The organism is Paenibacillus sp. FSL R7-0210 (assembly GCF_038009085.1).
Taxonomy (GTDB): domain Bacteria; phylum Bacillota; class Bacilli; order Paenibacillales; family Paenibacillaceae; genus Paenibacillus_AQ; species Paenibacillus_AQ silagei.
Genome location: NZ_JBBPAR010000001.1, coordinates 375,998 through 396,083, shown reverse-complemented (window position 1 = coordinate 396,083; position 20,086 = coordinate 375,998). Strand labels below are relative to the sequence as shown.

17 protein-coding genes, 1 pseudogene and 1 riboswitch are annotated in these 20,086 nt (G+C 56.1%); of the genes and pseudogenes, 3 read left to right on the top strand and 15 right to left on the bottom strand.

Going from position 1 to position 20,086, the window contains the following annotated elements; translation table 11 throughout:
* Position 1: 1 nt before the first annotated feature.
* From ypfJ to hemA, 11 genes and pseudogenes are all read right to left on the bottom strand, one after another.
* Positions 2-862, bottom strand: a complete 861-nt coding sequence (ypfJ, locus tag MKY64_RS01785) for a KPN_02809 family neutral zinc metallopeptidase (protein WP_036725929.1) — start codon at positions 860-862, stop codon at positions 2-4.
* 194 nt (positions 863-1,056) lie between these two features.
* Positions 1,057-1,608 carry a hypothetical protein gene (locus MKY64_RS01780; RefSeq protein WP_036725930.1) on the bottom strand — a complete coding sequence of 184 codons (552 nt, stop codon included), beginning with the start codon at positions 1,606-1,608 and terminating at the stop codon, positions 1,057-1,059.
* 182 nt (positions 1,609-1,790) lie between these two features.
* Positions 1,791-2,234, bottom strand: coding sequence for a hypothetical protein (locus tag MKY64_RS01775; RefSeq protein ID WP_340950629.1), 444 nt, complete (start codon positions 2,232-2,234; stop codon positions 1,791-1,793).
* A gap of 747 nt (positions 2,235-2,981) precedes the next feature.
* Positions 2,982-3,707, bottom strand: a pseudogene (locus tag MKY64_RS01770) (RluA family pseudouridine synthase); the annotation flags it as partial.
* A gap of 125 nt (positions 3,708-3,832) precedes the next feature.
* Positions 3,833-5,134, bottom strand: a complete 1,302-nt coding sequence (gene hemL, locus MKY64_RS01765; protein ID WP_200869542.1) for a glutamate-1-semialdehyde 2,1-aminomutase — start codon at positions 5,132-5,134, stop codon at positions 3,833-3,835.
* A 24-nt stretch (positions 5,135-5,158) separates the two neighbouring features.
* A complete protein-coding gene (gene hemB / locus MKY64_RS01760) occupies positions 5,159-6,157 on the bottom strand; it encodes a porphobilinogen synthase (RefSeq protein ID WP_036725935.1) in 999 nt (332 codons plus the stop codon).
* 142 nt (positions 6,158-6,299) lie between these two features.
* Positions 6,300-7,847, bottom strand: a complete 1,548-nt coding sequence (cobA, locus tag MKY64_RS01755) for a uroporphyrinogen-III C-methyltransferase (protein ID WP_036726083.1) — start codon at positions 7,845-7,847, stop codon at positions 6,300-6,302.
* Positions 7,848-7,938: 91 nt separating this feature from the next.
* Entirely contained in the window at positions 7,939-8,883 is a 945-nt protein-coding gene (gene hemC, locus MKY64_RS01750; protein ID WP_036725936.1) for a hydroxymethylbilane synthase, read from the bottom strand.
* 197 nt (positions 8,884-9,080) lie between these two features.
* Entirely contained in the window at positions 9,081-9,728 is a 648-nt protein-coding gene (locus MKY64_RS01745) for a precorrin-2 dehydrogenase/sirohydrochlorin ferrochelatase family protein (RefSeq protein ID WP_036726084.1), read from the bottom strand.
* A 61-nt stretch (positions 9,729-9,789) separates the two neighbouring features.
* Complete coding sequence (gene ccsA, locus MKY64_RS01740) at positions 9,790-10,617, bottom strand: cytochrome c biogenesis protein CcsA (protein WP_340950627.1); 828 nt, start codon at positions 10,615-10,617, stop codon at positions 9,790-9,792.
* Between the two features lie 5 nt (positions 10,618-10,622).
* On the bottom strand, positions 10,623-12,014 hold the full coding sequence (hemA, locus tag MKY64_RS01735; protein WP_036725939.1) for a glutamyl-tRNA reductase: 1,392 nt from the start codon (positions 12,012-12,014) through the stop codon (positions 10,623-10,625).
* Positions 12,015-12,345: 331 nt separating this feature from the next.
* Positions 12,346-12,448: riboswitch (purine riboswitch) on the top strand.
* 124 nt (positions 12,449-12,572) lie between these two features.
* Here hemA and MKY64_RS01730 point away from each other — a divergent pair.
* The 3 genes from MKY64_RS01730 to hpt are packed head-to-tail and all read left to right on the top strand — an operon-like array spanning position 12,573 to position 15,238.
* Positions 12,573-13,133, top strand: a complete 561-nt coding sequence (locus MKY64_RS01730) for a phosphoribosyltransferase (protein ID WP_209876966.1) — start codon at positions 12,573-12,575, stop codon at positions 13,131-13,133.
* 32 nt (positions 13,134-13,165) lie between these two features.
* Positions 13,166-14,680: an IMP dehydrogenase gene (locus MKY64_RS01725; RefSeq protein WP_036725942.1), complete on the top strand. Its 1,515-nt coding sequence runs from the start codon at positions 13,166-13,168 to the stop codon at positions 14,678-14,680.
* Between the two features lie 30 nt (positions 14,681-14,710).
* Complete coding sequence (gene hpt / locus MKY64_RS01720) at positions 14,711-15,238, top strand: hypoxanthine phosphoribosyltransferase (RefSeq protein ID WP_036725945.1); 528 nt, start codon at positions 14,711-14,713, stop codon at positions 15,236-15,238.
* Between the two features lie 111 nt (positions 15,239-15,349).
* Here the strand turns inward: hpt and MKY64_RS01715 are convergent, their stop codons facing one another.
* From MKY64_RS01715 to MKY64_RS01700, 4 genes are read right to left on the bottom strand one after another with little or no spacing between them, the layout of a single operon-like run.
* Complete coding sequence (locus tag MKY64_RS01715) at positions 15,350-16,912, bottom strand: glycoside hydrolase family 76 protein (RefSeq protein WP_340950624.1); 1,563 nt, start codon at positions 16,910-16,912, stop codon at positions 15,350-15,352.
* Positions 16,913-16,968: 56 nt separating this feature from the next.
* Complete coding sequence (locus tag MKY64_RS01710; RefSeq protein ID WP_340950622.1) at positions 16,969-18,027, bottom strand: glycoside hydrolase family 76 protein; 1,059 nt, start codon at positions 18,025-18,027, stop codon at positions 16,969-16,971.
* A gap of 18 nt (positions 18,028-18,045) precedes the next feature.
* On the bottom strand, positions 18,046-19,122 hold the full coding sequence (locus MKY64_RS01705; RefSeq protein WP_339250559.1) for a glycoside hydrolase family 76 protein: 1,077 nt from the start codon (positions 19,120-19,122) through the stop codon (positions 18,046-18,048).
* A gap of 42 nt (positions 19,123-19,164) precedes the next feature.
* Positions 19,165-20,052: a carbohydrate ABC transporter permease gene (locus MKY64_RS01700; RefSeq protein WP_340950620.1), complete on the bottom strand. Its 888-nt coding sequence runs from the start codon at positions 20,050-20,052 to the stop codon at positions 19,165-19,167.
* Positions 20,053-20,086: the final 34 nt, after the last annotated feature.

The window sequence follows — 20,086 nt, the reverse complement described above, 5'->3', positions numbered from 1 at the left end:
GCTACAGTTCAGCAGCCTTAAAGGTATCTCCACCGGCAATCGTGCCGGAGTTAAAACCCTTGTAGAACCAGCGCTTGCGTTGTTCGGACGTTCCGTGTGTGAAGCTGTCCGGCACCACATATCCCTGCGCCCGCTTCTGGATCGTATCATCACCCACCGCGCTCGCAGCAGTCAGCGCCTCTTCGAGGTCTCCTTCCTCCAGCAGATTCATCCCCTGGGCATGATGGGCCCATACCCCGGCATAATAATCGGCCTGCAGCTCGAAGCGGACCTGAACCTTGTTGAATTCAGTCTCGCTGAGACGCTGGCGCTCTGAATTCAGCTGCTCGGAAGCGCCCAGCAGCGTCTGCACATGATGACCCACCTCGTGGGCAATCACATACGCCATGGCGAAGTCACCCGGCGCCTTGAACTGCTGCTGCAGCTCATCATAGAAACTGAGGTCGATATACAGGTTGGCATCCCCCGGGCAATAGAACGGGCCGACGGCCGAGCTCGCGGTTCCGCAGGCAGAGTTCACGCTGCCGCTGTAGAGCACAAGCGTCGGGTCCTGATAAGTCATCCCCTGCTCCTTGAAGATATCGGACCAGACATCCTCGGTATCGGCCAGCACCACGGATACGAACTCGGATAACTCCTTCTCCTGGGCGCTCTGTTCATAAGGGACGCTTGAGTTCGTGCCCGAACCCGTTGAAGTCAAATTCCCCATAATATCGCCGATATTCCCTCCGCTCAGCAGCGTAACAATCACTATAATCACAATCCCGCTGATTCCGCCGCCAATCAGCTTGCCCCCGCCTCCGCCGCCGCGGCCTCTGCGGTCTTCCACATTGGAACTGCCTCTTCTACCCTGCCATTTCATGGCCTTCCCCCCAGTTATGAATACTCGCGCATGCTGATGTATTTGTACTTATTACTGTTATACCCATAATTGCAGGGGTGCCACTCTCTTGAACAGCGGAGCTGGTCTGTCGACAAATGGAAACAGCATAGCAAAACCCCTCCACAGCCGCAGCCATGAAGGGGTTAACATCGTTTAAATGATGGAACAGCTGTTTATTTTGCAGCTTTGGCCGCACTTAGAATGGCCTTCAGGTAACCTTGAGTATCCACCAGAGTTGCACCGCTTACAGCGTCAACAACTTGCTCTTTGCTTTTGTTAGTCAGTGTAGCTTCAAGGGATTTTATAGTTTTGCCTGTTGCGAATTTCTCGATAGCCGCCAGGTTCTTGTCATAGGCTACTGTCGATTTGGCTTCTTCCGTCATGTGCTCACTGTAGTATTTGGCGTTGGCCTTCTTGGAGGCCAGCACCATATTAGGGTCTTTGTAATTCTTTCCAAAATCCTTGTCCGAGTTCGGTACGCCAGTGGCTACATCGGTGCCCAGGAACTGATAATCATCCAGCGAAGCCGCAACGATTACGCCATTCTGGACTACAGCAACCGCTACGGTGAAGCATTTGGTGCCATGGGCAGCCGCTTCCACCCGGCCTACCTTAAGCGGTGCACTCGCTGCCGAAGTGACATTGTTCAGAGCGCCGCTGTTCCCTACCCCGACAAGTGCCAACGAGATGCCGGCCACGAGCATTAACTTAGTAACTTTTTTCACAAATATTCCCCCAGTTCATCAAATAGACTGCGCTTACATAATATTTTTATCAATATATTGGAAGCTCGTCAGTTACAAATGTTACTGGAAATCTGCAAATATCTGGATTGTAAATGCGCAGAGGGAAATTAAAGGGGATATTTGGAGACCAAGCTGCCAAAATAGCAGTCAGCCTCCATAGATTAGCTGCAATTCTCTTTAACCGCCACCTTGTCATTCGTGATTATTACCTTGGAATATCCGGATAAAGTTTCGGTGTAGGAGCATACTCCGATGGTTTTGGGAACGTCCGGTTCTCTCGGGTCTGAATACTTCAGATAAATTCCGCCTTCACCGCTTAAGGTCAGCCGGGGCTTAATTTTTAATGTTTTTCCGCTTTTGAGTATCTTGCCAACTTCGTCTGCTGACGCCTCCGCTGCTGCGCCGGTTACCACTCCTGTCTCCTGAATACTCAGCTCAAAGTCCGATTGATTGTCTACCGTCACCCGGAAGCTCTGAAGCTGGGCAACCAGACCCAGTACACCGTAGTTGTTGTTCAGTTGCACAACCACCATTATTCCGGCGGCAATCACCAGGGTCGAGGCGGCTAAGATTCCTAACACTCTGCGATTCCATCTCAATCTCACAGCCAGATCATCTCCTCATATTAGTAAGACGGGCTTGAGCGCGGAAATGTATCAGAGGACACGTGGGCTAACTGGTGGCTACAATGAAATAAGTGGAAAAAGGACAACTGTTCACCAGTAAATCTACGAATATCCGGCAACAGTTGGAACAACAACACTTATATAACCTGAAAATAAACATATAGGACATATTGAGAAAATTAGATGCCCTAAATCCACTTAACGTTCCCTGGAGAGTAATAGTGCGTAAATAATCCACTTCTTGTTCGATGTTTCGGCTGGGGGAGGTCACACTGAACAACAACTAAAAAGCCGAGCCGCAATCCTCCAGATATCAGAGAAACGCGGCCCGGCTGGGCATGGCATCTATTGAGTTACTTAACTTCACGGAGCCGATTAGGTAATGGCCTACTCCTGATCTACGCCGCCGATTTGCTCGCGCAGGCGGCGCAGATCCTCCGGCCAGGGATCTGATACCTCGATCTTACTTCGGGTCCAGGGGTGGGCGAAAATCAGCTTCTCGCCATGCAGTGCCTGGCGGTCGGAACTCTCCTGCTTCGCCTTGACTCCCGGCTTCGAAGGTGGAGCTGGCGGCTGCTTGCCTTGGACTTGCAAACCAGGGGTAAGGCCTGCCTTCTCCTGCTCTTCGAACCAGGCCGTAATGGCAGATTTCACCTGACCAGGCTCCGAACGAAGGGGCTGCTTCTCCTTAAGGCTGTTGCCGGAAGGAATGCCCGCAGTATGCCAGGCCGATCCTCCATAGAGGTCGTCCCCGAAGAGCGGATGCCCCGCATGGCTGAGGTGGACACGAATCTGATGCGTCCGGCCCGTCTCCAGCTGCAGCTTCACTACGGTCCCGCCGGGCAGGGCTTCGCGTCCCACAATCCGTGTTACCGCCTCCTGCCCTCCCGGGGATACCCGCCTGCGCGCCGCATGATGGCGGTCACGGCCGATCGGGGCATCGATCACCGTAAGCTCCGGCGGCACTGTGCCTTCAACAATCGCGGCATACAGGCGGGATACGTTCTTCTCACGCATATCCTCATCCAGCACAAGCTGGGCGTATTCGTTCTTCGCATACAGTACAGGTCCGGTAGTATCCTTGTCCAGCCGGTGGATATGGCGGACGGCAATCCCTCCGCCGGAGGCCGCATAATGCGCGGCTACGAGATGATCCAGCGTCACTTCCGTGCTGCTTCCGTCCGGATGAACCGCCAGACCCGCAGGCTTGTGGACCACAAGGCAGAAGTCGTCCTCGAACAGCACCTCAGCCGTAGCCTCCTGCCATACCGGCTCTATTCCGGCTTCCCGGTGAGGGAATAGGGCCAGCCGCAGCCGGTCGCCCCGCCACTGGATGCCGTTCTCGCGGCGCAGCCGGGCGTGCAGCTTCGCTGGCATCCCGGCTACGCCCAGCAGCCAGGCATCGATGGCGGCCTGCTTGTCGGCAGCCGCTGTAATGATCCGGCCAGGCATGGCTTCCAGCCATTCTCCGCGCCGGGTCCACTTGCCGCCGCCCGCGAAGGGGCCGCTGGCGCCATCACTTCCGTCTTGGATCTCGCCGCCGCCATGCTGGCCGGACAGCTCCTCCGGTCCAGCCGTCATAGCGATTTCAGGGCCTGGTAATGGCCCGCAATCGTATCGTCAATATCCTGCTCGCTGTGCGCAGCAGATACGAACATTCCCTCGAACTGGGACGGCGGAACGCTGATGCCCTGATCCAGCATTTTACCGAAATAACGCTTGAACAGCTCCAGGTTACTGGTCTTGGCCGTCTCGAAGTTAATGACCGGCTCCTCCGTGAAGAACGGACATACCATCGAGCCCACGCGGTTAATCGTCAGCGGAATTCCCGTCTCCTGCGCATTGCGCTTAAGTCCGGCTTCCAGTCTCGCGCCAAGCGACTCCAGACGGGTGTAGACCTCAGGGGTCAGCAGCGCAAGCGTGCTGTAGCCCGCCGCCATCGCCAGCGGATTCCCGCTGAGTGTGCCCGCCTGATAGATCGGGCCGGACGGGGCGATCTGCTCCATGATCTCTCTTTTGCCGCCGTAAGCCCCTACAGGCAGACCGCCGCCAATCACCTTGCCGAAGCAGGTCAGATCCGGGTCCATCCCGAACAGCCCCTGCGCACATCCCCGGTCCACACGGAAGCCGGTCATCACCTCGTCAAAAATCAGCAACGCCCCGTACCCTGTCGTCACCTTGCGGAGACCCTCCAAGAAGCCCGGAAGCGGAGGCACTACGCCCATATTTCCGGCGATCGGCTCAACGATGATAGCGGCAATCTCGTTGCCGTAACGTTCAAACGCGATTTTGACCCCGTCCAGGTCATTATAAGGTACCGTGATCGTATTCACGGCCACACCTTCCGGCACGCCCGGACTATCCGGCAGCCCCAAGGTCGCCACCCCGGAACCGGCCTTAATCAGCAGGCTGTCGGCATGGCCGTGATAGGAGCCTTCGAATTTGAGGATTTTGCTGCGTCCGGTATAGCCGCGGGCCAGTCTGATCGCGCTCATTGTCGCTTCCGTTCCCGAGTTCACCATGCGGACAATGTCCACCGAGGCTACGCGTTCTACCACGGTTTTGGCCATTGCGGTCTCAAGCAGGGTCGGCGCGCCGAAGCTTGTCCCTCTGGCCGCAGTCTCCTGCAGCGCCTTCACCACCTCAGGATGGGCATGTCCCATAATCAGCGGTCCCCACGAGCAGACGTAGTCAATGAAGCTGTTGCCGTCAATATCGTAGATCCGTGAGCCTTCGCCCCTCTCCACATAGACCGGGGTCAATCCTACAGATTTGAATGCCCGGACTGGGCTGTTCACCCCGCCGGGAATATATTGTTTTGCCTCTTCAAAAGCCATGCGGGAAGCCTCTTCCCGGCGGTTCAACGGCATATTGCCCATGCTTGTTCCCTCCAGTTCCTGATCCTAGCCGCGCAGCCAACGGGCTGCGTCCTTGGCGAAATAGGTAATAATTATATCTGCTCCGGCGCGCTTCATGCCGGTCAGCATCTCCAGCACAACCGCCTGCTCATCGATCCAGCCCTGCTGCGCAGCCGCCTTGACCATCGAGTACTCACCGCTGACGTTGTAGGCTACAAGCGGCAGATCGAACTGGTCGCGGATGGTGCGGATGACATCCAGATAAGCCAGCGCAGGCTTCACCATCAGCATGTCCGCGCCTTCCAGCACATCGGAATCCGCTTCGCGAACGGCTTCCCGCAGGTTGGCCGGGTCCATCTGATACGTCTTGCGGTTGCCGAACTGGGGAGCGGAATCCGCTGCTTCGCGGAACGGGCCGTAGAAGGCGGAGGCGTATTTTACCGAATAGGACATAATCGGCACCTGCTCGAAGCCATTCGCATCGAGTCCGGCACGGATCGCCTGCACGAATCCGTCCATCATGTTGGACGGCGCGATAATATCCGCCCCTGCCCGGGCCTGCGAGACCGCCGTGCGGGTCAGCAGCTCAAGCGAAGCATCGTTGATTACATCCCCGTGCACCACACCGTCCACCGTATGGGTATGCACCATGCCGCAGTGGCCGTGGTCGGTGAATTCACACAGGCAGGTATCGGCGACAACCAGTAGGTCGGGATACCATTTTTTGATCAGACGCGTGGCTTCCTGCACAATGCCATCGTCTGCGAAGCCGGACGAGCCAACCGCATCCTTCGTCTCGGGAATACCGAACAGCAGTACCGCCGGAATGCCGAGGGAAGCAATCTCATCCACCTCCGCCTTCAGCGTATCCAGCGAGAAATGATAGACGCCGGGCATGGAGCTGATCTCATTCTTCACACCTGTTCCATAGGTTACAAAAATCGGCTGGATGAAATCCAGCACATTCAGAACGGTCTCGCGCACCATGCCGCGAATACCGGCCGACCCGCGCAAACGGCGGTGTCTGGTTATTGGAAAGCTCATTTGTTGTATCCTCCTGTTCAGTAAGTATATAATCACATCTATTCGTCTTAAGCAGTATTGAGATGTTAAAGTTATCGCTGCCAGTAGGCCAGACCCGTTTGCAATGCTCAAAGACAATGCTGACAGATCCGGCAGGAACAGGCTATCTCAGCCTCGTCGATTCATTCCAGCGGCATAGCTCCTGCACCAGTCCTTCGATGGTGGCTTCTTCCGGGAGCAGTCCCGGAGTGAGGCCCGCTTCGACTGCGGTCTGCTCGGTAACCGGGCCGATGCAGGCAATCTTGACGCCCGCCAGCAACTCCAGCGGATCTTCCAGGCCCATTCTCTTCAGAATGCCGAGGAAATTGCGCACCGTGGACGAGCTGGTGAAGGTTACCGCATGGATGCGCTTCTCCTCCAGCAGCTTCACCAGCTCAATATCATCCTCCCCGGTGACAATCGTCTCATACGTATCCACCTCGGTCACTTCCAGCCCCAGTTCCCCGAGCTTCGCCGGCAGCCACTCACGCGCCAGGTCGCCGCGCGGAAGCAGCACCTTCTGCCCGGACTTAAGCTCGGGGCCGAAGGTTTCGATCAGCCCTTCCGCCTGAAAGCGTCCGGGCAGCTCCTCGGAGATCAGCCCGCGCTCTGCGAGCGCCGCAGCCGTCCCCGGTCCCACAGCGCACAGCCGCGCCCCGTGCAAACTGCGGATATCCAGCTTCTGCTGCGTCAGATGACGCATGAAGAAGTCTACGCCGTTCGGACTGGTGAAGAACACCCAGTCGTACGCCGCAAGCCCGCCAAGAGCCGCAGCGATCTCCGCCTGCTTGCCCGCATCCCGCTGCATCACCGTCTCAATGACCGGGAACTCATACGGCTCGCCGCCCAGCTCCTCGATCCGGTCCACCAGCTCACTTGCCTGTGCGCGTGCCCGCGTCACTACAATGCGCTTGCCGAACAGCGGCAGCGCCTCCACCCACATCAGGTGCTCCCGCTGGAGCACAACATCACCGACCACAATAACCGCCGGCGGCTGAAAATCCGCTGCCGTAACCTTCGCCTCAATATCGGCCAGCGTGCCGGTCAGCGTCTCCTGATCCGCACGGGTTCCCCAGCGCACCAGCGCCACCGGAGTTTCCGGCGGACGTCCGTGCTTCATGAGCTGGGCGCTGATGTAGCCAATTTTGGCGACACCCATCAGGAATACCAGCGTGCCTGTCGCATTCGTTACTTTATCCCATTGAATGGAATGATCCAGCTTATCCGGGCTCTCATGGCCGGTAATAATCGACAGGGAAGACGATGCCTCCCGGTGGGTCACCGGAATACCGGCATACGCCGGGACGCTGATGGCCGAGGTAATGCCCGGCACAATCTCATAGTAGATGCCATTCCTGCGCAGCAGCTCCGCTTCTTCACCCACCCGGCCAAAAATCACGGGGTCCCCGCCCTTCAGACGCACCACCGTTTTGCCCTCCAATGCGAGATCTACCAGCAGCTGATTAATATCCTCCTGCTTCATCGTATGGCGGTCCGAAAGCTTGCCTACGTATATTTTCTCACCGCCGGGCTTCATCCATTTCAGCAGCCTTGGACTGGCCAGCCTGTCATAGACCAGCACATCGGCCTTCCGGATACACTCCAGCCCCTTGACTGTAATCAGCTTCGCATCCCCCGGACCTGCACCTACCAGATATACCTTCCCCGCCATCTCCGTCATCCCCTTATCCCTCTACACATGCGATTCTGGCCTGCATAAGCTTCTCCCCAACGCACACTATTCCCTGTCTAACCCTTACCCCTTATTCCCTTACATCTGCCAAAATCTTCTCCGCACCTCTGGCCACCAGCTTACGCGCGACCTCCGAACCCAGCTCCACCGGATCATTGCCGGTGCAGGTCTCCTTCAGAATGACTGTGCCGTCCGGTGTTCCGACCATTCCGGTTAACGTTATGGACGGACCTGCAGCTTCGCCTTCCGGCTCAAGGATCGCGTAAGCGCCGATCGGCACCTGACAGCCGCCGTTCAGGGCGCCCAGGAAGGTCCGCTCCGCTGTCACCGTGAGTGCCGTGCGCTCATCATTATACAGCGCCAGCAGCTTGCGCAGTTCCTCATCGTCCTCACGGCACTCAATACCGAGTGCTCCTTGGCCTACAGCGGGCAGGCAGACCTCAGGCGGCAAATATGCCGTAATCCGGTCCTGCCAGCCCATCCGCGACAGCCCCGCTGCTGCCAGCAGAATCGCGTCATATTCGCCGCTCTCCAGCTTCTTCAGCCGCGAATCAATATTGCCGCGTACCGGCTCAATAAGCAGATCCGGCCGGAGTGCAGCCAGTTGGCTGGAGCGCCGCAGACTGCTTGTTCCTACGCGCGCGCCTTGCGGCAGACCCTCCAGGCCCACTCCGCTATTAGAGATCAGAACGTCGCGCGGATCTTCACGCTTCGGCACCGCACCATTCATCAAGCCTTCCGGCAATTCGGAAGGCATATCCTTCATGCTATGTACTGCCATATCAATATCCTTTGCCAGCATCGCCTGTTCAATTTCCTTGACGAACAGACCTTTGCCGCCCACTTTGGACAGGGTCACATCGAGAATCCGGTCACCCTTAGTCACAATCTTATGCACCTCAAAAGTAAAATCAAACCCATGCTCTCCGCTAAGCCGCTCCAGATCAGCAATCACATGCCCCGTCTGCGTTAAAGCCAGCGCACTTTGTCTGCTGCCCACGATAATCTTCCGCATGCCCACTCCCCCTGTTCAAGTCAGTCCCTTATTCCATCCGCCGCCGTAACTATCCCCTGAATTTGCTCGATTGAGCTGATTCGGCCGTATTCAGTTGTATTTATACACCTCATTTGCTCGAATGAGCTGATTCGGCCGAATTAAGGGCATTTTTGCCCTTGCTTTGCTCATCTCGGTAGCCCAGCTACTTAAGCCCCCTATTCCTCCCGGTTGCGCGCCACCCAAGCCTCAATCTCCTCGGCCGTCCATGGTATAAAGGTGCCCTGCCGCAGCTCATTCAACACATCCAGCTTCCCCAGCCGCCGCAAGAGCCGCGACCGGTTCTCTGCCGCTGGCTCCAGCTGCTTAATCGCTGTCCGCAGCTCATGCAGGAAATCCAGATACGGCTCATATTCCTCGCCAAGCAGCCCCGCAATCTGCTGCGTAATATCCGCAGCCGCAGACGGTCCCGCCCCGGAGGTCGAGACCGCAACCGTCAAGCGCCCGCGGCGGAGCACGCCGGGCGTAATGAATGTGCCCGCCTCCGCATGGCTGCCCACATTAACGGGCAGCCCCAGCTGCCGGGCTTCCGCGGCAACGGCCTCGTTCACCGCCCTATTATCGCTGGCGGCATAGACCAGAACCGCTCCCTGGAGATCCCCGGGAGCATAGGGGCGGCTGATCCATTGCAGCCGCCCCTCATCAGCCATCGCAGCCAGCGTCCCGCTGAGCGAGGGGCTGATCACCACCAGTTCCGCGCCTGCTTCCAGCAGCGGACCCGCCTTACGTGCAGCCACCGCCCCGCCTCCAACGATCACCACGCGCCGGCCTTCCACATCCAGCATAATCGGCAGATACTTTTTCATCCTGCTCACTCCAGCTCTCCCCAGCACTTCCAACTCGCTCTCATCCATCGTCCATCCCACTTCATTCCCCGCCCCAGCCATGGAACTCCGACCAGGAATTCAGCAGGAAATTAAGAATAATGAAGCCGTAACCCGCAATCGCCCAGCGGGCCATGACTGTACCGCTTCGGCGGCCGGAGAACTTCAGCACAAGGTAGACGATGTAGACGCCTAGGCCCGTAAGCGTAGTCAGTACCTTCGTATCCTGAAACAGCGGTGTCCGCCCTTCCGCGACAATCGACAGTCCCGCCAGAATCAGCGAGGCCAGCAGCAGCGGAACTCCGGCCAGGATCGCCGTGTAGGAATATTTGTCCATCGTCTCCAGGCTGGGCAGCCTGCGGACGCGGTCATCCCACTTCTTATTCTTCAGCTTCGTATGCAGGAACAGATACATTATCGCAAATACCGTCCCCAGTGTCAGTGCGGCAAAGCTCAGATTCGCCAAAATGACATGCATCGCCAGCCACCCGTGCACCGCACTCCAGCTCTGCAGCGTATGATCCTCTGCCGTCAGCCATACCCGGTTCAGCAGAAATACGCTGAAGCCCGCCATGCTGAGCAGCAGCACCGTGAACTCACCGCCGCGTGTATACGTCACGGCAAACGAGGTAACCACCATGCTGAAGGAGAACCAGAACAGGAAATCATAAGGCGTGAAAATCGGCAATCCGCCCTCCTGGGAGAAGCGGATCGCAAGGCCGGTCAGCTGAAGCAGGCCTACGACAGCAAGAAGCCCTGTGCCCAGCCGCTTTCCGCCCGGATTGCGCCGAAGGCAATCCGAGAAAACAAACAGCAGGCTCAGGGCATATAGCAGCAGAGCGGCATCATATATTCCGTTCAGCAGTAGCATGTTGCTCACCCGCCCAGCAGACCGGCTGGGGTAAGCACCGCTCCCGGCCCCCGGATCTCTCCGCCGGAGGGCCGTTCAGCAGAGCTGCGCTGATGCGGTTCAACACTTCCACCGGCCGGAGCTGCATCCAGCTGCTCCTGCAGAGCGAAGATTTGAGTGAAATACTCCAGTGCTTCATTGCCCTGCTTGCCGCCGGACATCTCCTTGATCACATTGATCGGATCATGCATCATCTGGTTGACAATGCTCTTGGTCAGCCGGCGGATCACCTTGCGCTGATGCTCATCCAGCTCAGGCAGCTTGTTGAACAGACTATCCATCGTTTCTTCATATATTCCGTTAGACTTGTCCTGCAGTGCACGGATCACTGGTCTGACGCCCAGCGTCTTCAGCCATTGCTGGAAATCCGCCATTTCGCCTTCAATCATAACCTCGATCTTGGCGGCTTCACTGCGGCGCATCTCCAGATTGCTCTCCACAATGCCTTCCAGATCATCGATATCATAGAGGAATACATCCGGCACACTGGCAGCAGCAGGGTCAATATCGCGCGGCACAGCAATGTCGATCATGAACAGCGGCCGTGAAGGGCGGCGCTTCATGCCCTCGGCTACCTGGGCCGCCGTCAGCACATAGCCGTCTGCACCCGTAGAGCTGATCACAATATCCACTTCATCCAGAGACTTCAGCGCCTCTTCAATCGTGCTGGGCTTACCCGAGAATTTCTCGGCCAGCTCGATAGCACGGGACAAGGTACGGTTGGCGACAATCACTTCCGCCGCGCCGCTGCTGTACAGATGCTTCACCGTCAGCTCGCTCATTTTGCCGGCGCCGAGAATGAGCACTCTTTTGCCGGTGAACATGCCGAAGATCCGCTTCCCCAGCTCCACTGCCGCATAGCTGACCGACACCGCGCTCTCGCCAATCGAGGTCTCACTATGCGCACGCTTGCCGAGCGTCACCGCCTGCTTGAACAGCCGGTTGAACCAGGTTCCGGTAACCCCTTCCGCCTGAGCCGTCAGGAAGGCACTGCGCACCTGACCCAGAATCTGTGTCTCGCCAATCACCATGGAATCCAGACCGCAGGTGACACGCATCAGATGGGCAATCGCCTGCTCGTCTTCATATATATACATATGTTGCGTAAATACATCGCTTCTTACTCCGAACCACTGCTCCATGAAGCTGCGGATGAAATATCCGCACATATGAAGGCGGTCCACGACCACATAAATTTCCGTCCGGTTACAGGTGGCGACAACGACCCCTTCCAGAACGCTCTTCGTCTGCAGCAGCTGATGAAGCGCAGCAGGCAGATCCTTTTCGGCAAAAGCGAACTGTTCCCTCACCTCTACGGGAGCCGTACGGTAATTCAGGCCAACGACGACAATATGCATCGCTTGTTCACCATCCTAATCTATATTCATTGGTGTAGGCTCTGTTACTGCTTAGCAGCAAATATTAGTATCAATTTCACAAGATCTCAAATCGCTGTGTTAAGTATATCACATCAAAATACGGCTTTTAACAAAACCTTTGAACTATTTATGAATTGCAGATAATAATTATTATAAACAAGTTCGAAAGTTATGGAATATAACATATTGATGAAATATTGACACACTTTATTGCGGATGATAGCATATAACAAATGATCTGAGTTAAGTTTTATGACATATGTAGCAAAAATAATCTGATTATCCGTATCCAAGTTAGCATCACGTCAGTTATATCTCTTCAAACCTCTCTTGTATAAGCCCGTTAATCCGGAATGGGCGTATCTACAGGCAACCGTAAATTGCCCCAGGCTACAAGAGGCCAGACCCCCTGCTGGATTAATCAGTGTGAGCTCACGGGCGAAACCGTGCTTTTCTCCGCTGATGTATCCTGCTTTGGACTGCGCCTCCTTTAGCCTGGGGTTTTTGACATCCATTATAATAGAAGGAGTGAGGGCAATGAGTCCATCCTACGCAAGCTTAAGTGAATCGATCCGTGAGGCCAAGAATGTGAGGATCTACAAGAACAAGGACACCGCCTATGACTTCAAGCTCTACCCTTTCGGAGAACGCGGTACGTACATTGCCCCCGAGCTGATCCGTGAAATCACTCACAATCTGGCGGATGCTGTAACGGAGCAGTTTCCCGATTTTGATTACATTGTCTCCCCTGAACCCGGCGGTCATACCTGGGGGATGCTGGCTGCCTATAAGCTGATGAAGCCGATGAATATTCTGCGGCTTAGCACGGAGCTGTATGAGAATTATGAGGTTAGTGTCAGACGCGAGACGGCGTATAATGAGAATTATATCTATTTTGACGGCTTCTCTGCCGGTGACCGCGTGCTGCTGCTGGATGATGTGATTAGTTCAGGTGCTACGATCCGCTGCATTGCTGCTCAGTTGTCCGTGATGGGCATAGAGCTCGTCGGTGTGCAGGCGATTCTGGCCAAAGGGGAGCATTACAAGCAGCTGGAAGCGGACATTGGAGTACCCGTCAGATTTTTGTCCCAGGTATGAGTTGTAAAAAAATAGCAGGGGAGTGACAAGCCATGGCTTTTTATTACGAGCAGCCTTCAAGAACCTTCAGTGAGTTCCTGCTGGTACCCAGCCTGACCACCAAAGATTGCATTCCCGCAAATGTGGATCTTAGCACACCGGTAACCAAATTCCGGCGAGGAGAGACCCCGGCACTGACCATGAACCTCCCCGTGACTTCGGCCGTAATGCAGGCGGTATCCGACCATAACATGGCGATTGCCCTGGCCAAAAGCGGCGGCATCTCCTTCATCTATGGCTCGCAGTCTATCGAGCAGCAGGTCGAGATGGTCCGCCGGGTCAAAAAATTCAAGGCCGGCTTCGTCCTCAGCGACTCCAATTTGCGGCCGGAGGATACCCTGCAGGATGTGCTGGCGCTCAAAGCACGCAGCGGCCACTCTACCATTGCCATTACGGACAACGGGGAACCGACTGGCAAGCTGATGGGGATTGTCACCAGCCGCGATTACCGCGAGAACCGGCTGCCTCCGGAATGCCCGATTACGGAGTTCATGACTCCGCTCGCTTCGCTGATATTCGCGCGGGAAGGTATTACCCTGACCGAAGCGAACGACATGATCTGGGACCACAAGCTGAACTGCCTGCCGATTGTAAATGCCGGCGGACATCTCGTCCATCTCGTCTTCCGCAAGGATTATGACAGCCACCAGGAGTATCCGCTGGAGCTGCATGACGGCAACAAGCAGCTGATTGTCGGCGCGGGTATCAACTCCAGGGATTACAAGGACCGTGTACCGGCGCTGGTCGAAGCCGGGGCAGATGTGCTGTGCATTGATTCCTCGGACGGTTACTCGGAGTGGCAGGCGGAGACCATCCATTATATTAAGGAGACTTTCGGGGAGAGCGTGAAGGTCGGCGCGGGCAATGTTGTTGACAAGGAAGGCTTCCTGTACCTCGTAGAGGCAGGAGCAGATTTCATCAAAGTCGGTATCGGCGGCGGCTCCATCTGCATCACCCGGGAGCAAAAGGGCATCGGCCGGGGCCAGGCCTCCTCTGTCATCGAAGTGGCGGCGGCCCGCCAGGAATATTATGAGCAGACCGGCATCTATGTCCCCATCTGCTCGGACGGCGGGATTGTCCATGATTATCATATTGTGCTGGCGCTGGCGATGGGCGCTGACTTCGTGATGCTTGGGCGCTATTTTGCCAGATTCGATGAGAGTCCCGGACGCAAGCTGCTGGTCGGCGGGAACTTCGTGAAGGAATATTGGGGCGAAGGCTCCAGCCGGGCCCGCAACTGGCAGCGTTATGACTTCGGCAATGCCGATAAGGAGAGCAAGCTGGAGTTCGAGGAAGGCGTGGATTCTTTCATTCCCTATGCGGGACGGCTTAAGGACAATCTCGATCTCAGCATCAGCAAAATCAAGTCCACCATGTGCAATTGCGGCTCGCTGACCATCCCGGAACTACAGCAGAAGGCCAAGATTACCCTGGTCTCCTCGACAACGATCTTTGAAGGAGGCGCACATGATGTTATGCTTAAGGAAAAGGACAGATCATCCTCGTGATCACATCCTAATCCATAAGGAGCGTCAACCATGACCCAAATTACCAAAGTTCTGGTCAGCAAGGACCAGCTGCAGCAGCGAGTACAGGAATTGGGCGCTGAAATATCGCGTGACTATGAAGGCAAGGAACTGGTGCTTATCGGCATTCTTAAGGGCGGGGCCGTCTTCATGTCTGATCTGATGCGTGAGATCACCTTCCCGGTCGGCGTCGACTATATGTCGGTGTCCAGCTACGGGGCAAGCTCCACCTCCTCCGGCGTCATTACGATCAAGAAGGATATCGACATGGATATCCGCGGCAAGCATATCCTGCTGGTCGAGGATCTGATCGACACCGGCCTGACGCTTCAGCATCTGAAGGAGCTGTTCGCCCTGCGCGAGGCGGCAAGCGTGCGTATCTGCACCATCCTCAGCAAGCCTTCCCGCCGTCTCGTCAATGTTCCCATCGACTACAGCGGGATTGATATTCCCGACGAATTCGTCGTCGGCTATGGCCTGGATTACGCCGAGCAGTACCGCAATCTGCCGGAGGTCTGGATCGTAGAGACCGGGGACTAATACAGGGCTGTTCCAAAAGTTTCAAACGTTAAGAAAGCAGCGATTCCCATTATTGGAGAACCGCTGCTTTTTGTTTTTTGGTCCATTTCCCCTAAAATTATCCTGAAAAATTCAAAGCCCGCTCAGCAAATCAACATTCAGATAATTCGTATTTCCGAGTGCACTGTTATACCCGAGTTGAATAGTGTTCGAGCCTGCATTCAGCGGAATCGTGACGGATACCGTTCCGTAGGTGCTCCAGCTGGAGGTAGAATTGAATAACAGATTGGAGGCTGTTACCACGCCGTTCACTTTCACGTAGCGTGAAGCACTGCCGGCCGCCGCCGCGTAGCGGAAGGTGACGGTTCTGGTTCCGGCCGTATTCTGGTTGACATAGAAATCAATGGAGGTGCCGCTTGTGTTCCATCCCCCGACATACCCTCTTCCGCTAAATCCGGCATTGGTGCTCTCATTGATCATCCCGCCTCCCCCAACCAGCGTCCGCACTGCGTTCTCCGCTTCATAAGCCCCGTTGCCCGCAATGTACCCGGTGTAGCCGTCGGCGGGAACGAGCTGCAGAATAGAAGCGCCCGCAGCGGCGGCCAGGCTCTGCACATAGGAGGAGCCTGTATTGCGCAGCCAGTCGCTGCCGATGATTCCATCGCTTACGCGGCGGTGATTCCAGGCCTGCGTTGCATTCTGCTGGAGAAAGTTCAGGTATTGCGGCTGTCCGCCCAGCGTACGGAGACGGTTCAGGTTGCGGGCGAAGACCATCTTGAAGCCCGCGGCATCATTCTCCCCTTCATACATCAGAGTCTGGGCTGATACCATTTTGTTAACGGCATACCCGGCTGCATTATTGGCATCCGTAAGGTAGGCGGCAGTTCCGGTAGCCTGATACAGGGACACAGCCGCCCCCAGGAACGTTCCGTAATTGTAAGTGAAGTCCCAATCCTTAACGATACCGCTGCCTGCACCTTCAATATGATCGTTGATTTTGCTGCCGCCAACCAGGGTAGATTTGGTCCAGTTATAGATTTGAGTAGCCTTGGTCAGATAAGCAGGATCACTGTAGGCACTAGACAGCTTGACTGCGGTCATAACCATCGGGGCATTCGTGGCCATATTCTTCTGGGCGTTGGCCTGGCCCGGCACATGGGCGTCCCTTCTCCACCAGATCCCGCCGCCGTACGTGCTGTCCCATTCGCTGTAGATTTGGCCAAACAGGAAGCTGGCGCGGTTCAGATACTCCGTGGTTCCAGTCAGTTCATAGGCTCTTGCGCAGGCCAGCGCCCACCAGCCCAGGTCATCGTTGAACGGATTTGTCATCATATCCGGGTATTTGGCGTTGAATCCGGTGTAGATCTCATCGATCATCGTGCGGTAGACATTGCTGCCCGTGCGCTCGTAGGCATCCATTACGGTCTCCCAGAGCTGTGCCTCCCACCAGAAGTCGGTGTAGAGACCCCCGTTCGGCCCATGGGCATGTTCAGAATAAATCTGGTGATCGCTGTTGGTATAGAAGTATTTGGCGGAAGAATCATAGAATACTTGCACAAAAGAGTTCATTGCAGCATCAGCATTGGAGACGGTGAAAGCCTCTGCCGTACTTCCCGCACCGGGAGACGGTACAGACAGAGACAGGGACAACAGACAGAGAACTGCGGCCGTTCTTACTTTCTTCCAGGTGAACATTACCAAATACCCCCTTCATTTGTACATCCAGTCCACAACCGTCAGGCGGCAGCGGGCTAATGGCTAAGCTTGGCTGCCCCCTCAAGCAGCATCAGACCGCTGAGCTGTACACTAAGCTGTACCGGCAATACGGGAACCTGCTCCCAAGAGGGTCCGCACAGCCCCAGCGTCCGGTCCAGCCCTTGCGCCCATAGCGTACGGGCATTGGCCCATATGACTTCACGGACCCGGTCATTTCCGGGGAAATGCTGCTCCAGCTGTACCAGATAGCGGATCAGAATTCCCTTGAACAATCCGGTGTCGTCAATCCCTTCATCCGGCAGCAGCAGCGAATCAGAATGGCATAAGCGGCCGATGCAGGCCTCAGCGGTCCGGCGGGCATCTGCGGCATAGCCGGAATCGCCGGTGACACGGCAGAGCTCTCTCCCCGCTCCCACGAACACGCCCTGACAGTAAGTGAATTCCCAGTCGTAATCGATCTGCCCATCGCCCTGCCGGTTCATTCCATCCCATACGAACCCGGTGTCAGGGTCAACCAGATTGGCCTGGTTCCAGCGGTAAATCCGGATCGCCCAGTTCAGATCCTCTTCATGCCCAAGCAGCGAGTATAGGCGGGCGGCCAGAATAGCGGCCGGGGCATTCGCCGGCGTGTTCTTGTAATCCAGCTGGTCTTTTTTCCAGGCCATGCCGCCCCCGCAGTGCTCATTCCAGGCCGTCTGAATATCCGCCCATAATTCAAGTACAGCATTCAGATATTCCGCTTCACCGGTAGCCTGATGCGCCCGCAGCAGCGCAAGGGCAGTCCATTCCATATCATCATAATAATTATGCTTGAACGTCCCGCCGTTATAGGTTTTCAAGCTGCGGCTCAGGCCGCGGATGCGTTCGGCATATCCAGAATCCCGCGTCCGTTCGTAAGCATCGGTCAGAGCATCAATGACATGCGCCTGCCACCAGTAGTAGAAATTGTCGCCTGCCCTGCTGTATTCCCGCGGATACCACTGGTTCATAATTCCGCTGTCCGCATTATAGTAGTGCCGCCACAGGGAGTCCTGGATCCAGTCTGCACGCGCTGCCCAGTCTTCTGCTGATGATGTCCCGTTGTAATGATCCATACGCCACCTCCTCCTATTCTAAAATGAGGTTCGAGTTTTCGGCTGCCCGGTCCTTGCAAGCACAGCCATCCGCTCCAGCAGCTTCAGGCCGCTCAGCTGGGTGCTCAATTGAACTACGCCTGAAGGCACCGCAGTCCAATCAGGTCCGAACAGAACCCGGTCTGCCGGCTTCCCCTGGTCCCACAGCATCTCTGCGTTACTGCGCAGGAAGGCCGCAGCGGCTCCGTCTTCCGGCACGGCTTGTGCCAGTTCTGCCGCATAGCGGACCAGAATGCCCTTGAAGAGACCGGCATCGCCGCCGCCCTCATCCGGGAGTATACCGGAATGCGGGCCAGCCAGCTCCTTGACCGCTGCGGCGAACGTGCGCCGGGCCTCCTCAAGATAGTCACGGCTCCCGGTAACCCGGTACAGCTCGATAGCCGCACCGATATAAACACCCTGATTGTACGTATATTTCCAATCCTTATCGATCCGGCCGTCACCGGTACGGTTCATCCCATCCCAGACGAAGCCCGTGTCCGGGTCCACCAGACGGGATTGCTGCCAGTTATAGAGCGCATGCGCCCACTCCAGGTCCTGCGGATCTCCAAAGGCCTGATACAGGCGGGCGGCAAGGATGGCAGCCGGTGCATTGGCCGGGGTGTTCTTGTAATCCAGCTGCGATTTCTGCCAGGCGATGCCGCCCCCCGAATGGCTGTTCCAGCCGGTTCTGATATCCGTCCAAAGGATAAGAACCGTCTCTTTGTACAGCTCATCTCCCGTTGCCTGATAAGCGCGAAGCCAGGCCAGGGCCATCCACTCCATGTCGTCGTACAGCTCATTGGGCCATACTCCGTCATTGCGGCGGAGCAGCCCCCCATGTAGAGCGGACAGTCGTTCGCGGTACTTAGCAGCCCCAGTCCGCAGCAGGCCGTCGACCAGCACATCCACGGCATGGGCCATCCACCAATAATGAAAGACTGTATTACATGCGCCTTCCGGACATGGTGTCTCAATGTCATACATTCCGATGTCTTCGTTCCAGAAGAATACATCCAGCGCTTCCTGCGCCGAGTCCGCCCGTTCCGCCCATTGTTCAAGCTCTATTTGCTTCATATGGTCTCTCTCCCCGTCTATAATTTGCCTCCCTTAGTTGGCTCAGCCTTTGATGCCGCTGAAGGCAATCCCCTGTACAAAATAACGCTGCAGCGCCAGGAACAGCACCAGTATCGGCAGAATCGCCACCAGCGCCCCGGCCATCATCGGCCCGTAATCCGTCTGAAAATTATAAGAAAAAGCCTGCAGGCCCATCTGAATCGTCGCCTTGTCCGGATCATTCAGCACGATCATCGGCCACAGGAAGCTGTTCCAGCCGGCCTGGAAGGTGAAGATGCTCAAGGTCGCCAGCGCCGGACGGGTAAGCGGCAGATAGATCCGCAAGAAAATTTTAAATTCCCCGCAGCCCTCAATCCGGGCCATCTCCAGCATGTCAGTGGGGAGCGTAAGAAAAAATTGCCGCATAAAGAATACAGCGAAGCTCCCGGAAGCGCCGGGAAGAATAATGCCCCAGAAGGAGTTCATCAGCCCATTGCCGCCCCCGCCAAAAAGATCATTGCCCCCGGCGAACGGAATATGGCGCATCACATACACTGTCGGGATCATGGTCACAATGCCGGGAATCATCATTGCCGCCAGCAGCACGCGGAACACCGGCTTGTTCAGCCTGAATCTCAGCTTCGCAAAGGCATAGCCGCTAAGTGATCCGAAAAACAGGTTAGCCAGGACGCCCGACACGGCAAGCACGAGCGAATTCCAGAAGAATAAAGCAAACGGCACCGTTGAAAAGGCTTTGCGGTAATGTTCGAAGGTCAGATGCTTCGGAAACCACTGGATCGGCATCGCAAAAATCTCATCATCCGGCTTGAGTGAGGTTAGCAAACTCCAGTAGAATGGCAGAAACATAACAACCGCTATAAGGATACATACAATATAGAAAATGAGCTTGTAGAGGCCCTTCTTCAAGGCCGAACCCCCAGTAACACCCATCCTGCAAACCTCCTTTTTCCTGGACAAGCTGCCC